The 19,997-nt window shown below is 72.1% G+C and carries 12 protein-coding genes; 7 read left to right on the plus strand and 5 right to left on the minus strand.

What is annotated here, in order from left to right:
- Positions 1-5: 5 nt before the first annotated feature.
- The gene (locus MKK82_RS30400; RefSeq protein ID WP_238289617.1) at positions 6-590 is read right to left on the minus strand and encodes a TetR/AcrR family transcriptional regulator; all 585 of its coding nucleotides are present in this window, start codon (positions 588-590) and stop codon (positions 6-8) included.
- A gap of 44 nt (positions 591-634) precedes the next feature.
- Between MKK82_RS30400 and MKK82_RS30405 the strand changes: the two genes are divergently transcribed.
- On the plus strand, positions 635-1,084 hold the full coding sequence (locus MKK82_RS30405) for a monooxygenase family protein (protein WP_243987813.1): 450 nt from the start codon (positions 635-637) through the stop codon (positions 1,082-1,084).
- 74 nt (positions 1,085-1,158) lie between these two features.
- Positions 1,159-2,676, plus strand: coding sequence for a malonate--CoA ligase (locus MKK82_RS30410; protein ID WP_238289621.1), 1,518 nt, complete (start codon positions 1,159-1,161; stop codon positions 2,674-2,676).
- Positions 2,677-2,796: 120 nt separating this feature from the next.
- Here MKK82_RS30410 and MKK82_RS30415 read toward each other — a convergent pair whose 3' ends face one another.
- The 4 genes from MKK82_RS30415 to MKK82_RS30430 all read right to left on the minus strand — a co-directional run bounded on the left by MKK82_RS30415 (position 2,797) and on the right by MKK82_RS30430 (position 5,046).
- Positions 2,797-3,597: a hypothetical protein gene (locus tag MKK82_RS30415; protein ID WP_238289622.1), complete on the minus strand. Its 801-nt coding sequence runs from the start codon at positions 3,595-3,597 to the stop codon at positions 2,797-2,799.
- Between the two features lie 108 nt (positions 3,598-3,705).
- Positions 3,706-4,077 carry a DUF3618 domain-containing protein gene (locus tag MKK82_RS30420; RefSeq protein ID WP_238289623.1) on the minus strand — a complete coding sequence of 124 codons (372 nt, stop codon included), beginning with the start codon at positions 4,075-4,077 and terminating at the stop codon, positions 3,706-3,708.
- Positions 4,078-4,082: 5 nt separating this feature from the next.
- Positions 4,083-4,520, minus strand: coding sequence for a phage holin family protein (locus MKK82_RS30425; protein WP_238289624.1), 438 nt, complete (start codon positions 4,518-4,520; stop codon positions 4,083-4,085).
- A 4-nt stretch (positions 4,521-4,524) separates the two neighbouring features.
- On the minus strand, positions 4,525-5,046 hold the full coding sequence (locus MKK82_RS30430; protein WP_238289625.1) for a hypothetical protein: 522 nt from the start codon (positions 5,044-5,046) through the stop codon (positions 4,525-4,527).
- 435 nt (positions 5,047-5,481) lie between these two features.
- Between MKK82_RS30430 and MKK82_RS30435 the strand changes: the two genes are divergently transcribed.
- The 5 genes from MKK82_RS30435 (at position 5,482) to MKK82_RS30455 (ending at position 19,947) form a co-directional block, all read left to right on the plus strand.
- Positions 5,482-6,903 (plus strand): trehalose-6-phosphate synthase, encoded by a 1,422-nt coding sequence (locus MKK82_RS30435; protein ID WP_238289626.1) that lies wholly within the window; start codon positions 5,482-5,484, stop codon positions 6,901-6,903.
- Positions 6,904-6,957: 54 nt separating this feature from the next.
- Entirely contained in the window at positions 6,958-9,063 is a 2,106-nt protein-coding gene (glgX, locus tag MKK82_RS30440) for a glycogen debranching protein GlgX (RefSeq protein WP_243987814.1), read from the plus strand.
- A 477-nt stretch (positions 9,064-9,540) separates the two neighbouring features.
- On the plus strand, positions 9,541-11,346 hold the full coding sequence (gene treZ / locus MKK82_RS30445) for a malto-oligosyltrehalose trehalohydrolase (protein WP_238289630.1): 1,806 nt from the start codon (positions 9,541-9,543) through the stop codon (positions 11,344-11,346).
- Positions 11,343-16,244 carry a malto-oligosyltrehalose synthase gene (locus MKK82_RS30450; RefSeq protein ID WP_243987815.1) on the plus strand — a complete coding sequence of 1,634 codons (4,902 nt, stop codon included), beginning with the start codon at positions 11,343-11,345 and terminating at the stop codon, positions 16,242-16,244. Before treZ ends, MKK82_RS30450 begins: the two co-directional genes overlap by 4 nt.
- Positions 16,245-16,566: 322 nt before the next feature.
- Positions 16,567-19,947: a maltotransferase domain-containing protein gene (locus MKK82_RS30455; protein ID WP_238289635.1), complete on the plus strand. Its 3,381-nt coding sequence runs from the start codon at positions 16,567-16,569 to the stop codon at positions 19,945-19,947.
- Positions 19,948-19,997 lie beyond the last annotated feature (50 nt).

The raw sequence follows: 19,997 nt of genomic DNA on the forward strand, positions 1-19,997 counted from the left end.
CGCCGTCAGCCCTCCGCCGTCAGGCGGGCGGCGAAGGCCAGGGTGATGCGCCGGGCCAGGGCCTCGGCGGCCTCGCCCTCCAGGGGAACCCGACGGTCGAGGATCAGGGCCGCCAGCCCGTGCACCAGCGACCAGGCGGCGAGCGTCAGGTCCTCGGCCGGCATTCCCGAGCCGGCCAGCGCGGCCGCCCGCCGCTCCAGGATCCGGTAGGCCTCGGATCCGACCGGGTCCCGGCACGGCCTCGTGAACATGAGCCGGAACAGAGCCGGGTGCCGGCAGGCGAAGGTCACGTAGGCCGCCCCCTGCGCGGCCAGCGCCTGCGCGCCCTGCGCGCCGGCATCGGCCGCCCCCAGCACGGCCGCGAGGTCGGCGAAGCCCCGGGCGGCGACCGCCTCCAGCAGTTCCTCCTTGTCCGCGAAGTGGCGATAGGGGGCCATCGCCGAGACGCCGCAGGCGCGGGCGGCCGCGCGCAGCGACAAGGCCGCCGCGCCGCCGGTTTCCAGCAGGTCCAGGGCCGTCGAGACCAGGGCCGCCCGGAGGTCGCCGTGATGGTAGGCCCCGTCCCGATCGGATGTTGACACTGTAAGCATCCGGATTCATGTTTACGGTGCATACAAACCTGGGAGACCGCGTCATGCAAGGTGCCCCCGTCCGCCGGTCCGTGGATCTCTCCGCCTATCCCGATCTCGTGGTGATCTATCTCGGCTTCCGGGTCTCCCGCTGGCGCGGCCTGCGCGCGCTGGTCGGCCTCGGGCGCGGCATTGCGGCCTCGGTTCGGTCGCGGCCGGACGGTCTCCTGGCCCACGAGACCCTGGTCTTTGGGCTGACCCATGTCGGCATGCGCCAGTACTGGCGCGACCTGGAAAGCCTGGAGCGCTTCACCCGCTCGGAGCCGCACCGCACGTGGTGGCAGGATTTTTCCCGGGATTCCAAGGGCTCCGGCTTCTGGCACGAAGCCTATGGCCGGGGCGGCATGGAGGCGATCTATGTCGGCATGGCGGCGCCGACCGGTCTCGGCCTGTTCGCCCCCGAACGGGTACCGGAGGGGGCCTTCCTGTCGTCGCGGCAGCGGCTCACCGCCTGAAAGGGCTCGCCGGATGGCCCCTCGGGCGGCTATGGGTGCGTGAGACCTAGGCCCGCGACAGCTTAAGCCTCACGATGACGAACCACCTCTTCTCCCTGATCCGGGACGGCGTGCCCGATCCCGCCAAGACCGCGATCGAGACGCCCGAGGGGCGCCGCTACACCTACGCGGACCTGATCGCCCGGTCCGGCGCCTACGCGGCGGCCCTGCGGGCAGCGGGCGTGCAGCCCGGCGACCGGGTGGCCGTGCAGGTGGAGAAGAGCCCCGAGGTCATCCTCCTGTATCTCGGCGTGGTCCGGGCCGGGGCCGTGTTCCTGCCGCTCAACACCGCCTACACGCCGGCCGAGATCGGCTACTTCCTGGGCGACGCCGAGCCCGCATTGTTCGTCTGCGACCCGGGCCGGCGCGACGCGCTGACCGAGGCCGCCGCGGGCGTCCGCACGATCTGGACCCTCGACGGGGCGGGCGGCGGCAGCGCGGCCGACGCGGCGGATCGGCAGGGTAGCGGCGGCGGCGCCTTCGCGGACGTGGTCCGGGGCCCGGAGGATCTGGCGGCGATCCTCTACACCTCGGGCACGACCGGGCGCTCGAAGGGCGCCATGCTGACGCACGACAACCTCGCGTCGAATGCCCGGACCCTCGTCGCGTATTGGCGCTTCACCGCCGACGACGTGCTGATCCACGCCCTGCCGGTGTTCCACACCCACGGCCTGTTCGTGGCGATCAACACGGTGCTGGCCAGCGGCGGCTCCATGCTGTTCCTGCCCCGCCTCGACCCCAAGCTGATCCTGAGCCTGATGCCCCGGGCCAGCGTGCTGATGGGCGTGCCGACCTTCTACACGCGGCTCCTCAAGGAGCCCGGCCTCACCCCGGAGGCGGCCAAGGGCATGCGCCTGTTCGTGTCGGGCTCCGCGCCGCTGCTCGCCGAGACGCACCGGGAATGGCAGGCCCGCACCGGCCACGCCATCCTCGAGCGCTACGGCATGACCGAGACCAACATGAGCACCTCGAACCCCTACGCGGGCGACCGGGTCGCCGGCACGGTGGGCTTCCCCCTGCCGGGGGTGTCGCTGCGGGTGGTCCCGCCCGAGGGCGGGCCGGCCCTGGGCCCGGACACGGTGGGCATGATCGAGGTGAAGGGCCCGAACGTGTTCCAGGGGTACTGGCGCATGCCCGAGAAGACCGCCGCCGAGTTTCGGGCCGACGGATTCTTCATCACGGGCGATCTCGGCAAGGTCGACGCGCGGGGCTACGTCCACATCGTCGGGCGCGGCAAGGACCTGATCATCTCGGGGGGCTTCAACGTCTACCCGAAGGAGGTCGAGACCGAGATCGACGCGCTGCCGGGGGTGATCGAATCCGCCGTAATCGGCCTGGGCCATCCGGATTTCGGCGAGGCCGTCACTGCCGTGGTGGTGGGCGGCGCGGGCTGCCCGGACGAGGCCGGCGTCCAGGCCGCCCTGGAAGGCCGGCTCGCCCGGTTCAAGTGCCCCAAGCGCGTGCTCTTCGTGGACGAACTGCCGCGCAACACCATGGGCAAGGTGCAGAAGAACCTCCTGCGGGAGGCGCATGCGGCGCTCTACCGGGACTGACCGGCCCGGTCCGCCGCAGGGTGCGCGAGCGCGCGGCGCAAGCCTGCGCCGCGCGACCCCGGATCGCGCGCACCGGCGTGACCGCGATGCGGACGTCCGGCGCCGAGCTCGGCCCTCAAATCAGAGGTTGTGCGCCGTCCGCTCGTCCTCCGGCGGCTTGTGGCCGTCCGGATCCGCCACCTTGCGGGCGGCGGCGTTGAGGTTGTCCGGATCGAGGGCGGTCTGGACGAACTCGCGACCGATGTTGGTCACTTCGCGGGCGTAGCGCAGGCCCTGGTCGCGGACCTCGTCGGCCCAGGGGCCGATGTTCTGGTCCTCCTGGCGGGTGCGCGGCAGCAGCGCGCCGAGCAGCAGTCCGGCCGCGACGCCGACAACGCCGACGAGGAGCGGGTTGTCATCCACGAAGCGCTCGACCGCGGTGCGGCCGCGGTTGAGGCCCTCGAGCCCCTGGCTCGTCAAGTCGTCCAGCGCCCGCATGTTGCGGCGGTGGAGGGCACTCCCGCGCTCCCGCGCGTCGTCGTAGACCGCGGAGGCGCGGTCCCGCGCCTGATCGGCCGCGCCGCCGAGACGGTCGCTGATGTCGTCGGCGAGATCCGACACGCTCCGGCGCGCCTGTCCGGCGAGGTCTGCGGCCCGGTCGCCCGCCGCCCGGACACCGTCCCTCGCGGCATCCCCCGTCCCGCCGCCCGACGAGCCGCCGGACGACAGCGGTGCGGTTCCCTGCGGAAGCGGGTCGTGCAGGCCGCGCGGGTCGGGACGGAGGGTGAAATCACCGGCCGCCGCGCCGGGCGCACCCGGATCGCCGAGGCCGGCCGCGTCCGGCCGCAGGCTCCTGTCGCTGGAACCGTGCGGCATCCCCGCCTCGGCGGCGAGCTGTTCGGGGATGCTGGAGGAGGGGGTGGTGCCCGGCTTGTCGGTCATGACGCTATCCTCGGATGTCGGTCGTCGGCGGCGCGCGGTCCGCGCGGGCGGCGCCGGTCTTCCCGGCCTGTGGGCCGGACTCAGGTCGTCGGTCTCAGATCCCGCGTGTCAGATCTCGGTCGTGTCGAGCGGATCCCGGGCCGGGCGCACGGTCGGGAGGTCGGGGTCGTATCCGCGGGCCGCGCCGGTGTTCAGGGTCGGCACGCGCTCGGCCGAGACCTGGGTGCGCCGGCGCTGGGCATCGCGCGCCATCCGGTTGAACAGCAGACCGACGCCGGCCGCGATCAGCAGCACCGGAACGGGGTTGCGGCGCACCGCGTCGAGGGCGCTGTCATAGGTGGTGTTCAGCGCCGGCACGCGCCGGGCATTGCCCAGCATCTCGTCCACGAGATTCGGCACGGAGAGCCGGCCCTGGATGCGGTCGATCGTATCGTCGAGCCGAGCGCGACTCTCCTCGATCTCCTTCTCGAGGTCGTTCATCGTACTCATCCGGACACGCGCTCCGAGAGGGCCTGGGCATCCTGACGGACCTGACGCGTGGTGCGCGTCGGGGCCAGGGTCGAGAGGGAGAGGACGCTGCGGGCCCACAGCGCCATCCCGAGGGCGAGAACCAGCAGCACGCCGCCCACGATCAGGGCCGAGAGCCACTCGGAGCCCACGATGGTGGCGAGCCACTTCACCAAGGCGCCGATCAGGACCAGCAGGGCGACCACGGCGAACACCGCCGAGCCGACCATGCAGGCGAGGCCGACGATGAGCTGGCGGACGTTGCCCGCCATCTCGGCGCGGAACAGCGCGATCTCCTTGCGGGCGAGTTCGTTGGTCTCCCGCAGGGCATCGCCGATCAGGCTCTGGATGCTGGAAGCACCGGGGGAGGCGCCGGCAGAGGTGCCCGCCTGCCGCGGATCAGGACCCTGGGCCATGGCGTCAGGCCCGGAAGCTGTCGCGGGCGTCGCCGTCCGCCGCTTCGGGCGGCAGGCTCGACGACTTGATGAAGCGGGCGGCGATCAGACCGGCCACGAAGGTGCCCACCGCCACCGCCACCGGTGCCCGCCGGGCGAAGGATTCGGCCTCGCTGTAGAACTCGCCGAGGCTGCGCCGCTCGATCGAGGAGCCGAGCTGCTCCAGCCCGTCGGCGGCGCTGTCGAAGAAGGCGCGCACGTTCGGCTTGTCGCCGAGGTCGCGGCCGGAACTGCGGATCGTCTGGGCCAGATCGTGGACCGACTGCGCGGCGTCGCTCTTGCGCTGCTCGACATAGGTCTGCGCCTGCAGCCGCGCCGCGTCGAGGAGCCCGCGCCCGCGCTCCGCTGCCACGTCGGCCAGCCCCTCGACGTCGCCCTGCAGGCCGCGCCACTGAGCGCGCTCGTCCGCAGCCCCGTGCGGCGTCTCGTGGAGCGGATCCGCGAGCGGGTCCTTGTGCGCGTCCTGCGGGAACTCGTTGCCGGCCATCTCGAAAGCACTCCTCGCGGCGCGGGGACGAAGCCGCTCGCGGCGACCGCGGCCCCCGCGATGGCTGAGTAACCGATTGGGCTGCCACCGGTTCCGGCACCGTCTGCGCCCTCGAAGACCGCGCGGCACGCCGCTCAGTCCACGTTCAGGCACGGTCCGGCAGAACTGCCAGGCTTGCGCGCCGCGCGCGCCCCGGATTTCCGTTCGGACCGATCGGAGGCCGCGGGCGCGCGGCGCCGGAACGGAGCCGAAGCGCCTGTCCCGGAACCGCAGGACCGCGACTTGACCCGCGCCCGGCTTCACGCTTGGGTTGCCCCGAGACACAACAAAGGATCGCGCAGGGTCCCCGCGCGTTCTGACATATAAGTGAAGTCCCGATGCAGGCGCGGCGAGATCCTCGACCAGACCCGCGCCCCTGATCCGGAGCCGACCCGAGTGGCACGCCTTGTGATCGTATCGAACCGCGTCGCCGTCCCGGAAGAGGGCGGCAAGGCGGTGGCGGCGGGCGGCCTGGCCGTCGCGGTCAAGGAAGCCTTCACGGCTTACGAGGGGCTGTGGTTCGGCTGGAGCGGCACCATCACGGAGGAGCCCTCGGAGGAGCCGACGCTGATCGACCGGGACCGGGTCCAGTATGCGGTCGTCGACCTCTCGCCGCAGGACCATCTGGAGTATTATGCCGGCTTCGCCAACCGGGCGCTGTGGCCGATCATGCACTACCGGCTCGGTCTCGGCGCCTTCTCGCGCTCGGATTACGCCGGCTACAGCCGCGTCAATCGGACCTTCGCGCGGGCGCTCGCCAAGCTGGTGGAGCCCGACGACATCATCTGGGTCCACGACTACCACCTGCTGCCGCTGGCCGCGGAGCTGCGCGGCCTCGGGCTCGACAACCCGATCGGCTATTTCCACCACATCCCGTGGCCGGCCGCCGACGTGTTCAACTCGCTGCCGGCGAGCGGCGAGCTGCTGCGCGCCATCGTCGACTACGACCTGATCGGCCTGCAGACCGAGGCCGACGTCCAGAACCTGCAGCGCAACCTCGTCGACACCCAGCGGGCGATCCCCCTCGGCGGCGGCTCGCTGATGGTCGACGGCCGCCGCACCCGGATCCGCGCGTTCCCGATCGGCATCGACGTCGCAGGTTTCAAGGAGGCCGCCGAGAGGGCCAACGCCAACAAGGTCGTGCGCGAGACCATCGCGGGCCTGCGCACCCGCAAGCTGCTGATCGGCGTCGACCGGCTCGATTATTCCAAGGGCGTGCCCGAGCGGATGGAGGCGGTGGAGAGCTTCTTCGCCTCCAATCCCGACCAGCGCGGCAACGTCACCTACATCCAGATCACGCCCAAATCCCGCAGCGAGGTGCCGGAATACGAGCAGCTCGCCCGCGACGTGAACGAGAAGGTCGGCGAGATCAACGGCTCGCTGGGCGACCCGGCCTGGACGCCGATCCAGTACATCACCAAGGCCTATCCCCGCCCCGTCCTCGCCGGCCTCTACCGGGCGGCCCGTGTCGGCCTCGTCACGCCCATGCGCGACGGCATGAACCTCGTCGCCAAGGAATACGTGGTCGCCCAGTCCGAGGACGATCCGGGGGTGCTGGTCCTGTCGAAATTCGCCGGCGCCGCCCGGCAGCTGCCCGAGGCGCTGCTGATCAACCCCTACGACCGGTTCGAGGTCGCCGAGGCGATCCGCGCCGCGCTCTACATGCCGAAGGCGGAGCGGCTGGCGCGCTGGAAGCCGATGGTCGAGCGCATGACCCGCGAGGATGTCGACTGGTGGGCCCGCAACTTCCTGGCGGAACTCGAGAATTTCCGCACGGTCGAGCGCGAGCCCCCCGCCGCCGCCGCGGCCGCCGAATAGCCGGCGCCGCCCGCTGCTTCCGCCCGCCGCCACCCGCGTGACCGGACGCCCCGCATGATCGCCGTCGATGACGGGGTGCCGGCGCCCCTCGGCGCCCATTTCGACGGGCGCGGCGTCAACTTCGCCCTGTTCTCCGAGCACGCCACTGCGGTCGACATCTGCCTGTTCGAGCCGGGGGAGCGGCACGAGACCCGCACGGTCCGGCTGCCCTGCCGGACCGACGACGTCTGGCACGGGTACCTGCGCGGGGTGCTGCCGGGCCAGCTCTACGGCTACCGGGTGCACGGCCCCTGGGATCCGGCCTCCGGCCACCGGTTCAACGCCTCGAAGCTCGTCCTCGACCCCTACGCCCGGGAGATCCGCGGCAGGATCCGCTGGCACGACGCGCTCTACGGGCACCGCCGGGGCCGGGAGGACCGGATCGACCGGCGCGACAGCGCCGTCTACATGCCGAAAGGCGTGGTCACCGCCCCCGAGGTGCCCGACCTCGCCCTCAATCCGGTGCGCCGGCCGCTCGCCGAGACGGTGGTGTACGAGGCGCACGTCAAGGCGCTGACCCGCACGCATCCCGACATCCCCGAGGCGGAGCGCGGCACCTACGCGGCGCTCGCCCACCCGGCGATCATCGAGCACCTCGTCAAGCTCGGCGTCACCGCCCTGGAACTCCTGCCGATCCAGGCCTTCGCGGACGACCGCTTCCTGGTGGAGAAGGGGCTCGTCAATTTCTGGGGATATCAGCCCGTCGGCTATTTCGCGCCGGATCCACGCTACCTGGGGGAGGGCGGCCTCGGCGGCCTCAAGGCGGCGATCCGGGAGCTGAACGCCGCCGGGATCGAGACCTGGCTCGACGTGGTCTACAACCACACTGCCGAGGGCGACCATACCGGTCCGACCCTGTCGTTCCGCGGCATCGACAATGCCAGCTACTACAAGCTGGACCCCGCCGATCCGCGCCGCAACCTCGACTGCACCGGCTGCGGCAACACCTTCGACGCGAGCCACCCGCGGGTGATGCAGCTCGTCCTCGATTCCCTGCGCCACTGGGTCACCGCCTACGGCATCGCGGGCTTCCGCTTCGATCTCGCCTCGAGCCTCGGGCGGGCGCCGATCGCCTTCACGCCGCAGGCGGCCTTCTTCCAGGCGGTGGCGCAGGATCCGGTCCTCGCCCGGATCAAGATGGTGGCCGAGCCCTGGGACATCGGGGAGGGCGGCTACCAGCTCGGCGGCTACCCGCGGGGCTGGAGCGAGTGGAACGACAAGTTCCGCGACGCCACGCGCGGGTTCTGGAAAGGCGATGCCGGCACCCTCGCCAAGGTCACCCAGGGCCTGACCGGCTCGCGGGAGGTCTTCGCCCCGTCGGGGCGCTCGCCGCTGGCCAGCGTCAACTTCATCGCCAGCCACGACGGCTACACGCTGGCCGACACGGTGTCGTACGAGGCGAAGCACAACGCGGCCAACGGCGAGGACAACCGCGACGGGCATAACCACAACGTCAGCCGCAACTACGGGGTCGAGGGCGACACCGACGATCCGGCGATCCTGGCGCTCCGCGCCCGCCAGACGCGCAACATGCTGGCCACCGTGATGCTGGCCCAGGGCGTCCCGATGCTGCTGATGGGCGACGAGCGCTCCCGCAGCCAGGGCGGCAACAACAACGCCTACGCCCAGGACAACCCGACGAGCTGGATGGACTGGGACACCGATCCGGATCCGCGTCTCACGGACTTCGTCGCCAACCTGCTGGCCCTGCGCCGGGCCCAACCGGCCCTGCGGCGGCGGCGCTTCTTCACCGGCGCGCTGATCGATCCGGACGAACCCCTGCGCGACGTGCACTGGCTCGCGCCGGAAGGCACCGAGATGGAGGGGCGCCACTGGTCCGACGACGGGCTCCAGGTGTTCGGGATGCAGATCGGCAACGACGGCGATCCGGGCGACCGGCTGCTGATGCTGTTCAACGCCGGAGAGGGGGCCTGCACGTTCCGCCTCGCCCCGGTGATCGGCGGGCCGTGGATGCCGGTCTTCGGCACGGGGGCGCCCGACGGCGCGCTCCCGCCGGATGGGGCCTCGGCCTGCGCGGCCGGCGCCGCCGTGCCGCTGCCCGGCCGGACGGTGCTGGTGCTCACGGCCCCCGGGACCGAGCACGGGAGCCGGGGCGGGTAGGGGCCCGGGCCGGGAGGACCGTCGTCGGAGCGCGCGCAGGTCCGGCGCGGGCATCGGCCGCGCCTTCGGGGCACGATCCCTCCCCATCCCGGGATGCCCGCCTCAGCGGGACCCGATGGCATCCCACAGGCACCGCCCGCGGCCGGAGGGCTCCGTCAAAACCTCCTCCGAGGTCTCCTTCGAGGTCTCCTTCGGGGTCGCGGCCGCGCTTCGGCCCGTCGGGTGGGCCGTCGAGGGCGCGCGTGCACGCGACGCGGGTTCCCGGCGGATGGCCGGACCGGGGGCTCTCGCGTCCCCGGCGAGGGAGATCGCGCGCGCAGATCCCGTCGCCCCCGCCGCGTCCCCATTGCCACACGCCCATCCCGCCATAGCTGCGCTGCGGGAACCGGAACGAGCCCGGGGCCTTCTCCCACCACTGGTAGATCCTGCCGCGCTTGCGCCCCGGTGCGCGCGGCCAATGACGAGGACGGTGGCCCGATGCGGCGCGCCCACAGCATGGAATTCGGGGCCGAGATGGTCGAGGGCGGCGTCCGCTTCGCCCTCTGGGCGCCCACCGCCAAGAGCGTCGACCTCGTCGTCGACGGCATCGACCATCCCCTGCCCGAATCCGGCGGCGGCTGGCGTCGCACCGCCCTGCCCGGGGTGAAGCCCGGCGCCCGCTACGGCTTCCGCATCGACGGCGACCTCGTCGCCCCCGACCCCGCCTCGCGCTTCCAGCCGGAGGACGTCTCGGGCCTCAGCGAGGTCATCGACCCGCGCGCCTTCGAATGGTCCGACGAGACCTGGGCCGGGCGGCCGTTCGAGGAGGCGGTGATCTACGAGTGCCATGTCGGCACCGCGACGCCGGAGGGCACCTATGCCGGCCTGCAGGCGCGGCTGCCCGACCTCAAGGCGCTCGGCGTCACCGCCATCGAGCTGCTGCCGCTCGCCGACTTCAAGGGCTCGCGCAACTGGGGCTACGACGGCGTGCAGCCCTACGCCCCCGACGGCGCCTACGGCCGCCCGGACGATCTCAAGCGCCTGGTCGACGCCGCCCACGGGCTCGGGCTGATGGTCTATCTCGACGCGGTCTACAACCACTTCGGACCGGCCGGGAACTATCTCCACGCCTACGCCAAGACCTTCTTCACCGAGCGCCACCAGACCCCCTGGGGCGCGGGCATCAACTTCGACGGCAAGGAGAGCGGCGCCACGGTGCGGCAGTTCTTCATCCAGAACGCCCTGTACTGGCTGGAGGAGTACCGCTTCGACGGCCTGCGCTTCGACGCCGTCCACGCGATCCTCGACGATTCGCCCCGTCACTTCCTGGCCGAACTCGGCGAGACGGTCCGGAAGGTCTTCCCGGACCGCCAGATCCACCTGATGCTGGAGAACGAGGCCAACCAGGCCCGCTGGCTGGAGCGCGACGCCGCCGGCCGGCCGAAGATGCACGACGCCCAGTGGGCCGACGACCTGCACCATTGCTGGCACGTCCTGCTGACCGGCGAGGATGCCGGCTACTATAAAAGCTTCGCCGACAAACCGGTCGCGCACCTCGCCCGCTGCCTCGCCGAGGGGTTCGCCTACCAGGGCGAGCCGTTCGCGACCCTCGATAACCACCCGCGCGGCGAGCCCTCCGGGCACCTGCCGCCCTCCGCCTTCGTGACCTTCCTGCAGAACCACGATCAGGTCGGCAACCGCGCCTTGGGCGAGCGGCTCAACCATCTGGCCGATCCGAAGAAACTCGACCTCGCCCGGGCCGGCCTCCTGCTGGCGCCGCAGATCCCGATGCTCTGGATGGGCGAGGAATGGTCGGCCTCGGCGCCGTTCCTGTTCTTCGTCGACTTCGCGCCGGACGAGGACCTGAACAAGGCGGTGCGCGACGGCCGGCGCCGGGAGTTCAAGAGCTTCGCGGCGTTCGCGGACGACACGTCGAAGATCCCCGATCCCACCGAGCGGGAGACCTTCGAGGCCTCGAAGCTCGACTGGTCCGAGCGGGGGCGCTCGCCCCACCGGGAGGTGCTGGCCGAGACGACGCGGCTCCTCGGGCTGCGCCGCGACGTGGTCGTGCCCCTGGCGAAATCCGGCTACGACGGCGCCGCCGCCACGATGCCGCGCGCGGACGTGGTCGACTGCACGTGGCGCTTCGGCGCCGGCACCCTGCGCTTCGTCGCCAATGTCGGGGCGGAGCCGTTCGCCCTCGATTCCAACGGCGCCCGGGTGGTCTGGACCAACGCGCCTGACGGGACCGGACGCGACCTGCCCCCCTGGACCGGCCTGTTCCTGACGGAGTCCCGCTCGTGAGCGCCCTGGAACAGCTCGCCGACTTGGTCGGCGTCGCGGCCGGCTACACCGACGCCTTCGGCAAGCCCGTCGAGACGCCGCTGGAGGTCCGTGGCGGCCTGCTCGCGGCGCTCGGCTTCGCGGTCGATGACGCGGCGGCGGTGGCCGAGAGCCTCGAACGGGTCGAGAGCCTGCGCCGCGGCCTGATCCCGCCGCTCCTGCCCGTGGAGGCCCGCCGCGCCGCGCGCGTCCCGGTGCGCCTCCGCGACGGCGCGCCCCACACCCTGGTCTGGCGCCTTGTGGACGAGCGCGGCACCGCCCGCGAGGGGCGGGCCAACCCGCACGGGTCCGAGCCCGGCTTCGAGCTGCCGCCGCTGACCCCGGGCTACCACCGCCTCACCGTGCAGGCCGGCCAGACCCGCACGGAATCCTGGGTAATCGCCGCGCCGCAGCGCTGCTGGCGCCCGCGCCCCTACACGGAGGAGGGCGCCTCCGACTGGGGCATGGCCGCCCAGCTCTACGGCCTGCGCTCGGGCACCAATATCGGCATCGGCACCTACGCGGATGCCGGCGAGGCCGCCCGGGAGGCGGCCTTGCGCGGGGCGGCGTTCCTGGGCCTCAGCCCGGTCCACGCCCTGTTCGGCTCCGACCGGACCAAGATCTCGCCCTACTCGCCGTCCTCGCGCCTGTTCCTCGAGACGCTGTTCATCGCCCCGCGCAACCTGCCGGGGCTCGCCGGGTCCCGGGCCGAGGCGCTGCTGGACGAGCGCGCCGACGCGATCACGGCGCTCCGCGAGGCGGCGCTGGTCGACCACCAGGGCGTGCACGACGTGCTCGACCCGGTGCTGCGCGCCCTCTGGGCGGAGTCCCCGGCGCGGGCCGGCACCGACGCGGGCTTCGAGCGCTTCCGCCAGGAAGGCGGCGAGGATCTCGAATCCCACGCCGTGTTCGAGGCGCTGTCCGAGCATTTCCGCCAGCAGGGCGCCCAGTGGCTGGGCGACTGGCCGGAGGCGTTCCGTCGCGCCGGCACCGGGGCGGTGCGGAGCTTCGCGGCGGAGAACGCGGAACTGGTCGGCTACCACGCGTGGCTGCAATACCTCGCCGACCGGCAGCTCGCCGAGGCCTCCGCGGCGGCGCTCGGCGCCGGCATGCGGGTCGGGCTATACCGCGACCTCGCGGTCGGCGCCGACCGGGGCGGCTCCGAGATCTGGTCCCATCCCGAGCGCTTCGCCGACCGGGTGTCGATCGGCGCGCCGCCGGACCTGCTGGCCCCCAAGGGTCAGAACTGGGGCCTGCCGGCCTTCGACCCGCTGGCGATGGAGCGTGACGGGCTCGCGGCCTTCCGCGCCCTGGTCCAGGCCAACATGCGCCACGCCGGCGCGATCCGCATCGACCACGCCTTCCAGCTCGCCCGCCTGTTCCTGATCCCGCTGGGCGCGGGCGCCCAGGCCGGCGCCTACGTGGCCATGCCGTTCGAGCCGATGCTGGCGGTGCTGCGGCTGGAGAGCCACCGCAACAAGTGCCTCGTCATCGCGGAGGATCTCGGCACCGCCCCGGAGGGCTTCTCCGACGCGCTGATGCGGGCCGGGGTGCTGAGCTACCGGATCCTCGCCTTCGAGCGCGAGGCCGAGGGCCGGTTCAAGCCGCCCTCCGCCTATCCGCGGGACGCGCTGACCGCCATCACCACCCACGACCTGCCGACCTTCGTGGGCTGGTGGCGCGGCGTCGACACCGACACCCGCCAGTCGCTCGGCCTCTACGACCAGGATCGGGCCGAGACCGAGCGGGCCGAGCGCGTGGTCGAGCGCCGCCGCCTCGCCGAGGCACTGGCGGCTGAGCAGCTGCTCCCCTCCGCCGAGCCGCCGGATGCCGCGCCCTTCGAGGCCGCCGCCCGCTACCTCGCCCGCGCGCCCTCGATGCTCACCGCCGTCCAGTACGAGGACGTGGTCTCCGAACTCGCGCAGGCGAACGTGCCGGGCTCGACGGAGGGCTACCCGAACTGGCGGCGCAAGCTCGACCGGGACCTCGTGGACATCGCCACCCCCGGCGGCCCGCTGGCGAAGCTCGCGGCTTCCCTCTCGGCGGAGGCGCGGGGTCCGCGCTCGGGCGCCGCGCGGCTCGCCTCGCCGCCGCCGCGCTCGACCTACCGGCTGCAGTTCCACAAGGACTTCACCTTCGCGGATGCGGGCCGGATCGTCCCCTACCTGCACCGGCTCGGGATCAGCCACGTCTACGCCTCGCCCCTCCAGAAGGCGCGACCCGGCTCGACCCACGGCTACGACATCGTCGACCACGGCGCGATCAACCCGGAGCTCGGCGGCGAGGACGGCTTCATCCGCCTCTCCGAGACGCTCCACGCCCACGGGATCAAGCTCCTCCTCGACATCGTCCCGAACCACATGGGGGTCGGCGGCGCCGACAACCCGTGGTGGCTCTCGGTCCTGGAATGGGGCTCCCTGTCCCCGTTCGCCGACGCCTTCGACATCGACTGGCAGCGGCTCGGGGCCGGGCGCAACCTCGTGATCCCGTTCCTCGGCGACCGCTACGGCGAGGCCCTGGAGAAGGGCACGCTGGAGCTGAGGTTCGACCCCGAGACGGGCGCCTTCAGCGTCTGGCACTACGAGCACCAGCTACCGATCCGGCCGCTCAGCTACCCGACCATCCTCAACCGGGTCATCGCCGCCATCGGGGCCGTGGACGACGACACCACCGCGGAGCTGCTCGCGATCTCCGAGCGCCTGCGGGCCATGTCGATCGACACCGACGAGACCCGGAGACGGGGCTTCCCCGAGGAGGCCGAGGGTCTGAAGCGCCGCCTGGCCGAGATCTACGGCGTGTCGCCGCTGATCCAGGAGGCCACCGCCAGCACGCTGGCCCTGCTCAACGGCTTCAAGGGCCGCCCGGACAGCTTCGGGCCGCTGCACCGGCTCCTGGAGGCGCAGGCCTACCGGCTGGCCCATTGGCGGGTGGCGTCGAGCGACATCAACTACCGCCGCTTCTTCGACGTGAACTCCCTGGCCGGCCTACGGGTCGAGCTGTCCGACATCTTCCACCGCTCGCACGAGACCGTGTTCCGGCACGTCCGCGAGGGCCGGATCGACGGCTTGCGCATCGACCACATCGACGGGCTCGCCGACCCGCTGGGCTACGCGCGGGCGCTGCAGGCGGCCGTCGGGCCGGGCTTCTACGTGGTGGTGGAGAAGATCCTCGAGCCCGGGGAGCGGCTGCGGCCCTGGCCGGTGGCCGGGACCACGGGCTACGACGTGCTCAACCAGCTCGACGGGATCCTGGTCGACAAGACCCGGCGCGGGAAGGTCGAGCGCCTCTACACCTGGGCGACGGGCTTCGACGAGCCCTACGGCTTCCAGCTCCGGGCCGCCAAGGCCGAGATCCTGGAGATCAGCTTCGCCAGCGAGCTGGAGGTGCTGACCACCGACCTCAAGGAGGTCGCCGACGCCGACCGGCGCACCCGCGACTTCACCGTCAACGCGCTCCGCCGGGCGCTGATCGAGGTCATCGCGCGCTTCCCGACCTACCGGAGCTACCTGCCGCCGGAGCTGGAGGAGGGGGATGTCGAGCCCGAGGACGTGCGCCTCATCGAGGGCGCGGTCGCCAAGGCCAAGCGCTGGTCGAGCCTGCCGGACCGCTCGGTCCACGACTTCGCCGCCGACGTCCTGCTCGGGCGCATCGAGACGGTGGGTCCGGGCCGGCCGGACCCGCGGGTGGTCCTGCGCTTCCGCCGCCGGTTCCAGCAGCTCACCGGCCCGGTCATGGCCAAGAGCCTGGAGGACACGCTGTTCTACCGGTACAGTTGCCTGCTCGGTCTCAACGAGGTCGGCGGCGATCCGGGCGAGTACGGCATCGACGCGGAGCATTTCCACGACCTGCAGACCGCCCGCGCCCGCGACTGGCCGAGCGCCATGATCACCACGGCGACCCACGACACCAAGCGCGGCGAGGATGCCCGCACCCGGCTGCTGGCCCTGTCGGAGATCCCGGAGGAATGGGCCAAGGCCTGGGACCTGTGGCAGCGCACCGCCGGTCCGCATCTCGCCCGCATCGACGGCGAGCCGGCCCCCGACGCCAACGACCAGTGGATGTTCTTCCAGGCGATCCTGGGCGCTTGGCCGCTGGACCTGCTGGAGCGGGGGGAATCCGGTGCGATCGCGGAGTTCCGCGACCGGCTCATCGCCTACGGCGAGAAGGCCATGCGCGAGGGCAAACGCCGGTCGAGCTGGGTCAACGTCGACGAGGTCTACGAGGGCGCGGTCCGGAAGCTGTTCACCGCCCTGATCGCCCCGGGCTCGGAGTTCCTGACCGAACTCCGGCCCTTCGCCCGGCGGCTCGCCCATCTCGGCATGCTGGCGAGCCTCGGCCGGACGGTCCTGAAATGCACTCTGCCGGGCCTGCCTGACACCTACCAGGGCACGGAGGTGTGGGACTTCTCCTTCGTGGACCCCGACAACCGCCGCCCGGTGGACTACCCGGCGCTGGAGCGGATGCTGGAGACGGGCGGGGCGCCCGCGGCGCTGCTGGCGCACTGGCCGGACGGGCGGGTCAAGCAGGCGACCCTCGCGCGGCTGCTCGCCGAGCGGGCCGAGCGCCCGGACTTCTACGCCAGCGCCGCCTACGAGCCGGTCACGGCGACGGGGATGCGGGCCGCCCACGTCATCGCCTACCGGCGGACCGATCCCGTCCAGGAGGGTGGCGACCTGTTCGTGGCGGTGCCGCGCCTGGTGGCCGGCTTCGTCGGCGAGGCGGGCTGGTCGGGGGAGGCCTTCGCGGGCACCCGGGTCGAGTTCGGGGCGGGCACGCGCTGGCGGGACCTCGTCTCGGGGCGGATTGTGGCGGGGGAGGGCGCCGATCTCGGCGAACTCCTGCGCGACCTGCCCTACGCGGTGCTGCGGCGGGACCTTTGAGGGCAGCCGGATCCGCCTCTCCCTCCCACCCCCGGTTGGGGGTGGCGGCCCTCGCCTCCGCGCGGGTCAGCAGAGGAGGGGGCGGGTTCAGGAAGGGGCGCGATCCGCAGGGAAGGCACAGCCCCAGCCTGCGCCGTCGCTCCCCGTGCCCGGCCCGCGTCGCGGGCCATCCGCCCCCGGAGAGGGGGGAGGCCGGGCACGGGGCAAGCGCGCCCCTCCGCAGGCTTGTCATGCAACGCTGCTGAGACAAGTCGGACCGCACCGCGAGGCACGCCCGGGCTGTTCGGGCGTTACGACACAGGAACGGGAGCCAGAAGCCAGCATGAACGCACCGACCAAAGCCGCTGCGACGACCGGGGCCGAGGCCGTCCTGCCGGCCGGGCTGGCGCCCCGCGCCGCGGGGCCGCGGATCTACAACCTGTTCCCGCTCCTGGTCGGGCGCGTCTCGGACTGGACGGCCGAGCTGCCGCGGATCGCCAGCCTCGGCTTCGATTGGATCTACCTCAATCCGTTCCACCAGACCGGCGGCTCGCGCAGCCTCTACGCGGTGGCCGATCCGGAGCGCCTCGACGAGCGCTTCCGCGATCCTGACGGCACGCCGGACGACGATCAGATCCGCGGCTTCTGCGCCGCCGCCCAGGCGGCCGGCCTGTCGGTGATGACCGACCTCGTCATCAACCACACCGCCGACAACGCGCGGCTGGCCACCGAGCGGCCCGACCTGTTCATGAAGGAGCCCGACGGCTCGATCATGCACCCGGCGGCGGTCGACCCGGACGACCCGTCGATCCGCACCGTCTGGGGCGATCTGGCCGAGCTCGACTACCACACGCCGGCCGCCCGGGATGAGCTGACCCGGATCTGGGGCGCCTACGTCGCCCGGCTCCAGGGGCTCGGCGTGGCCGGGTTCCGCTGCGATGCCGCCTACAAGGTGCCGCCGGAGACCTGGCGCGTCCTGATCGGGGAGGCCAAGGGGCGCGCTCCCGCCTGCCTGTTCGCCGCCGAGACCCTGGGCTGCACCTTCGAGGAGGCCCGCGCCACGGCGGGGGCCGGCTTCGACTACCTGTTCAACTCCTTCGCGTGGTGGGACCTGAAGAAGCCCTGGGCGCTCGAGCAGTACGAGCGCCTGCGGGTGCTGGCGCCCTCCATCGCCTTCCCGGAAAACCACGACATGACGCGGCTCGCCGCCGAGATCGGCGGCGGCCCGGAAGCGGTGGCGGCGCATCTGCGCACCCGCTACGCGCTCGCCGCCTTCTTCTCGGCCGGCGTGCTGATGCCGATCGGCTACGAGTGGGGCTACCGCCGGGCGCTGCACGTGGTCGAGACCACCCCGCGCGACCGCGAGACCGAGACCGGCATCGACATCTCCGGCTATGTCCGGGCGATCAACGCCCTGCGGGCGGAGCTGCCGGCCGCCAATGTCGAGGGCGCGCAGATCCGCCTCTCGGCCCCCGACAGCGACTGCGTGGCGCTCGGCCGCTTCGATACCGGCCATCCGGCCTCGGCCCGGCACGGGCTGATCGTGCTCTACAACCCCACCGGCAAGCCGGTGCCGGTGGATGCGGGCGCGCTGATCGCCCGCACCGGCGGCATGCTCGGCGCCTTCGTCGACCGGACGCCCGAGGCCGAGCCGATCGCCTTCCATCCCGGCAGCGCCATCGACCTGCGCCCCGGAGAGCTGCGCATCCTGGCGGCCGGCGCCCAGCAGGTCGCCCGGCAGCCGGAGCGCGGCACCCCGGACGGCGAGGGGCGGGTGGTGATCGAGGCGGTCAGCCCCGAGCTCGACGGCGGCCGCTCGGCGGTGAAGCGGATCGTCGGCGAATCCCTGCGGGTCGAGGCCGACATCTTCTCCGACGGCCACGAGATCATCGCCGCCGCGATCCTGTCGCGGGTCGCCGGCGGCGAGGCGTGGCGCGAGGACCCGATGGTCTTCGTCGACAACGACCGCTGGGCCGGGCACTTCCCCCTGGAGCGCAACGCCCGCTACGAGTTCACCCTGATCGCGTGGCGCGACGCCTTCTCGTCCTGGGTGCGCGACACCCTCAAGAAGCGCGCCGCCGGGATCGACGTGCGCCTCGAGACGATCGAGGGCGTGGCGTTGGTCGGGACCGCCGCGTCCCTCGCCCGCACCCGCGGCGGCCGCGACGCCGAGCGCCTCGCCGCCCTGGTGGCGGCGCTCGCCGCCGAGGAGACGGGCTCGGCCGCCCAGCTCGACCGGATCCTGGCCCCCGACGCGTCGGGCCTCGTGCGCAGGAACGCCGAGCGGGTGAACCTCACCCGCTATCCCGTGACCCTGCCGGTGATCGCCGACCGCCTCGCGGCCCGGTTCTCCGCCTGGTACGAGATCTTTCCGCGGTCCCAGTCGATGGACGTGAACCGCCACGGCACCTTCGACGACGTGATCCGGCGCCTGCCGGAGATCCGCGAGCTCGGCTTCGACGTCCTCTACTTCACGCCGATCCACCCCGTGGGCCGCACCAACCGCAAGGGCAAGAACAACACCCTCAAGGCCGAGCCCGGCGATGTCGGCTCGGTCTACGCGGTGGGCGCCGAGGAGGGCGGCCACGAGGCCGTGCATCCCGACCTCGGCACCCTCGCGGATTTCGAGCGGCTGGTGGCGGCGAGCCACGCCTACGGGATGGAGATCGCCCTCGACTTCGCGATCCAGTGCTCGCCGGACCATCCCTGGATCAAGAACCACCCCGAATGGTTCGAGTGGCGCCCCGACGGCACGCTCAAGTTCGCCGAGAACCCCCCGAAGAAGTACGAGGACATCTCGAACGTCCACTTCTACGGTGGCGCCCTGCCCTCGCTGTGGATCGAATTGCGCGACATCCTCCTCGGCTGGTGCGCGCGGGGCGTGCGCATCTTCCGGGTCGACAACCCGCACACCAAGCCGATCCCGTTCTGGGAATGGGTGATCGGCGAGGTCAACGGCCGGTATCCGGACGCGATCTTCCTCGCCGAGGCCTTCACCCGGCCGAAGATGATGATGAAGCTCGCCAAGGCCGGCTACCAGCAGAGCTACACCTACTTCACGTGGCGCAACACCAAGCAGGAGCTGACCGACTACGCCCTGGAGTTGGCCGGCCCGATGGGCGAATACTACCGCCCCAATTTCTTTGCGAACACCCCCGACATCAATCCTTACTTCCTTCAGACCAGCGGACGCGCGGGCTTCGTCATCCGCGGCACGCTCGCCGCAACCCTCTCGTCGGTCTACGGCATCTACAACGGCTTCGAATTGTGCGAGGCCGCGCCGTATCCCGGCAAGGAGGAGTATCTGAATTCCGAGAAATACGAGCTGAAGGCCTGGGACTACGACCGGCCCGGCAACATCCGCGACCACATCGTCAAGCTGAACAAGATCCGGCGCGAGAACCCCGCCCTCTGGGACTTCCGCAACGTCACCTTCACGGGCGCCTGGAACGACAACATCATCGCCTACGCCAAGACGACGCCGGAGGGCGACAACTGCGTCTTCACCATGGTGAACCTCGATCCGAAGAACCGCCAGGAATGCACCTACGAGGTGCCGCTCTGGCTGCTGGGCCTGCCCGACGACGGCGCCGTGGAGGTTGAGGATCTGCTCCAGGGCTACACGTTCGAGCTGCGGGGCAAATCCCACCGCATCGCCCTCGATCCGGCCGAGCGATCCTGCGTCATCTGGCGCCTCCGGGCGCCGCGGCGGGTTGCGGGCTGAGGCTGCCCGTGGCACTCGACCATGATTCCTGATCCCGACGACGGGCCCGC

The organism is Methylobacterium sp. E-046, assembly GCF_022829625.1.
In the GTDB taxonomy this organism is placed as follows: domain Bacteria; phylum Pseudomonadota; class Alphaproteobacteria; order Rhizobiales; family Beijerinckiaceae; genus Methylobacterium; species Methylobacterium longum.

Excerpts from the sequence above, each read along its gene's own strand:
- MKK82_RS30400 (WP_238289617.1), bottom strand. The coding sequence starts at position 590 with ATGCTTACAGTGTCAACATCCGATCGGGACGGGGCCTACCATCACGGC.
- MKK82_RS30405 (WP_243987813.1), top strand. The coding sequence starts at position 635 with ATGCAAGGTGCCCCCGTCCGCCGGTCCGTGGATCTCTCCGCCTATCCC.
- MKK82_RS30410 (WP_238289621.1), top strand. The coding sequence starts at position 1,159 with ATGACGAACCACCTCTTCTCCCTGATCCGGGACGGCGTGCCCGATCCC.
- MKK82_RS30415 (WP_238289622.1), bottom strand. The coding sequence starts at position 3,597 with ATGACCGACAAGCCGGGCACCACCCCCTCCTCCAGCATCCCCGAACAG.
- MKK82_RS30420 (WP_238289623.1), bottom strand. The coding sequence starts at position 4,077 with ATGAACGACCTCGAGAAGGAGATCGAGGAGAGTCGCGCTCGGCTCGAC.
- MKK82_RS30425 (WP_238289624.1), bottom strand. The coding sequence starts at position 4,520 with ATGGCCCAGGGTCCTGATCCGCGGCAGGCGGGCACCTCTGCCGGCGCC.
- MKK82_RS30430 (WP_238289625.1), bottom strand. The coding sequence starts at position 5,046 with ATGGCCGGCAACGAGTTCCCGCAGGACGCGCACAAGGACCCGCTCGCG.
- glgX (WP_243987814.1), top strand. The coding sequence starts at position 6,958 with ATGATCGCCGTCGATGACGGGGTGCCGGCGCCCCTCGGCGCCCATTTC.
- treZ (WP_238289630.1), top strand. The coding sequence starts at position 9,541 with ATGCGGCGCGCCCACAGCATGGAATTCGGGGCCGAGATGGTCGAGGGC.
- MKK82_RS30455 (WP_238289635.1), top strand. The coding sequence starts at position 16,567 with ATGAACGCACCGACCAAAGCCGCTGCGACGACCGGGGCCGAGGCCGTC.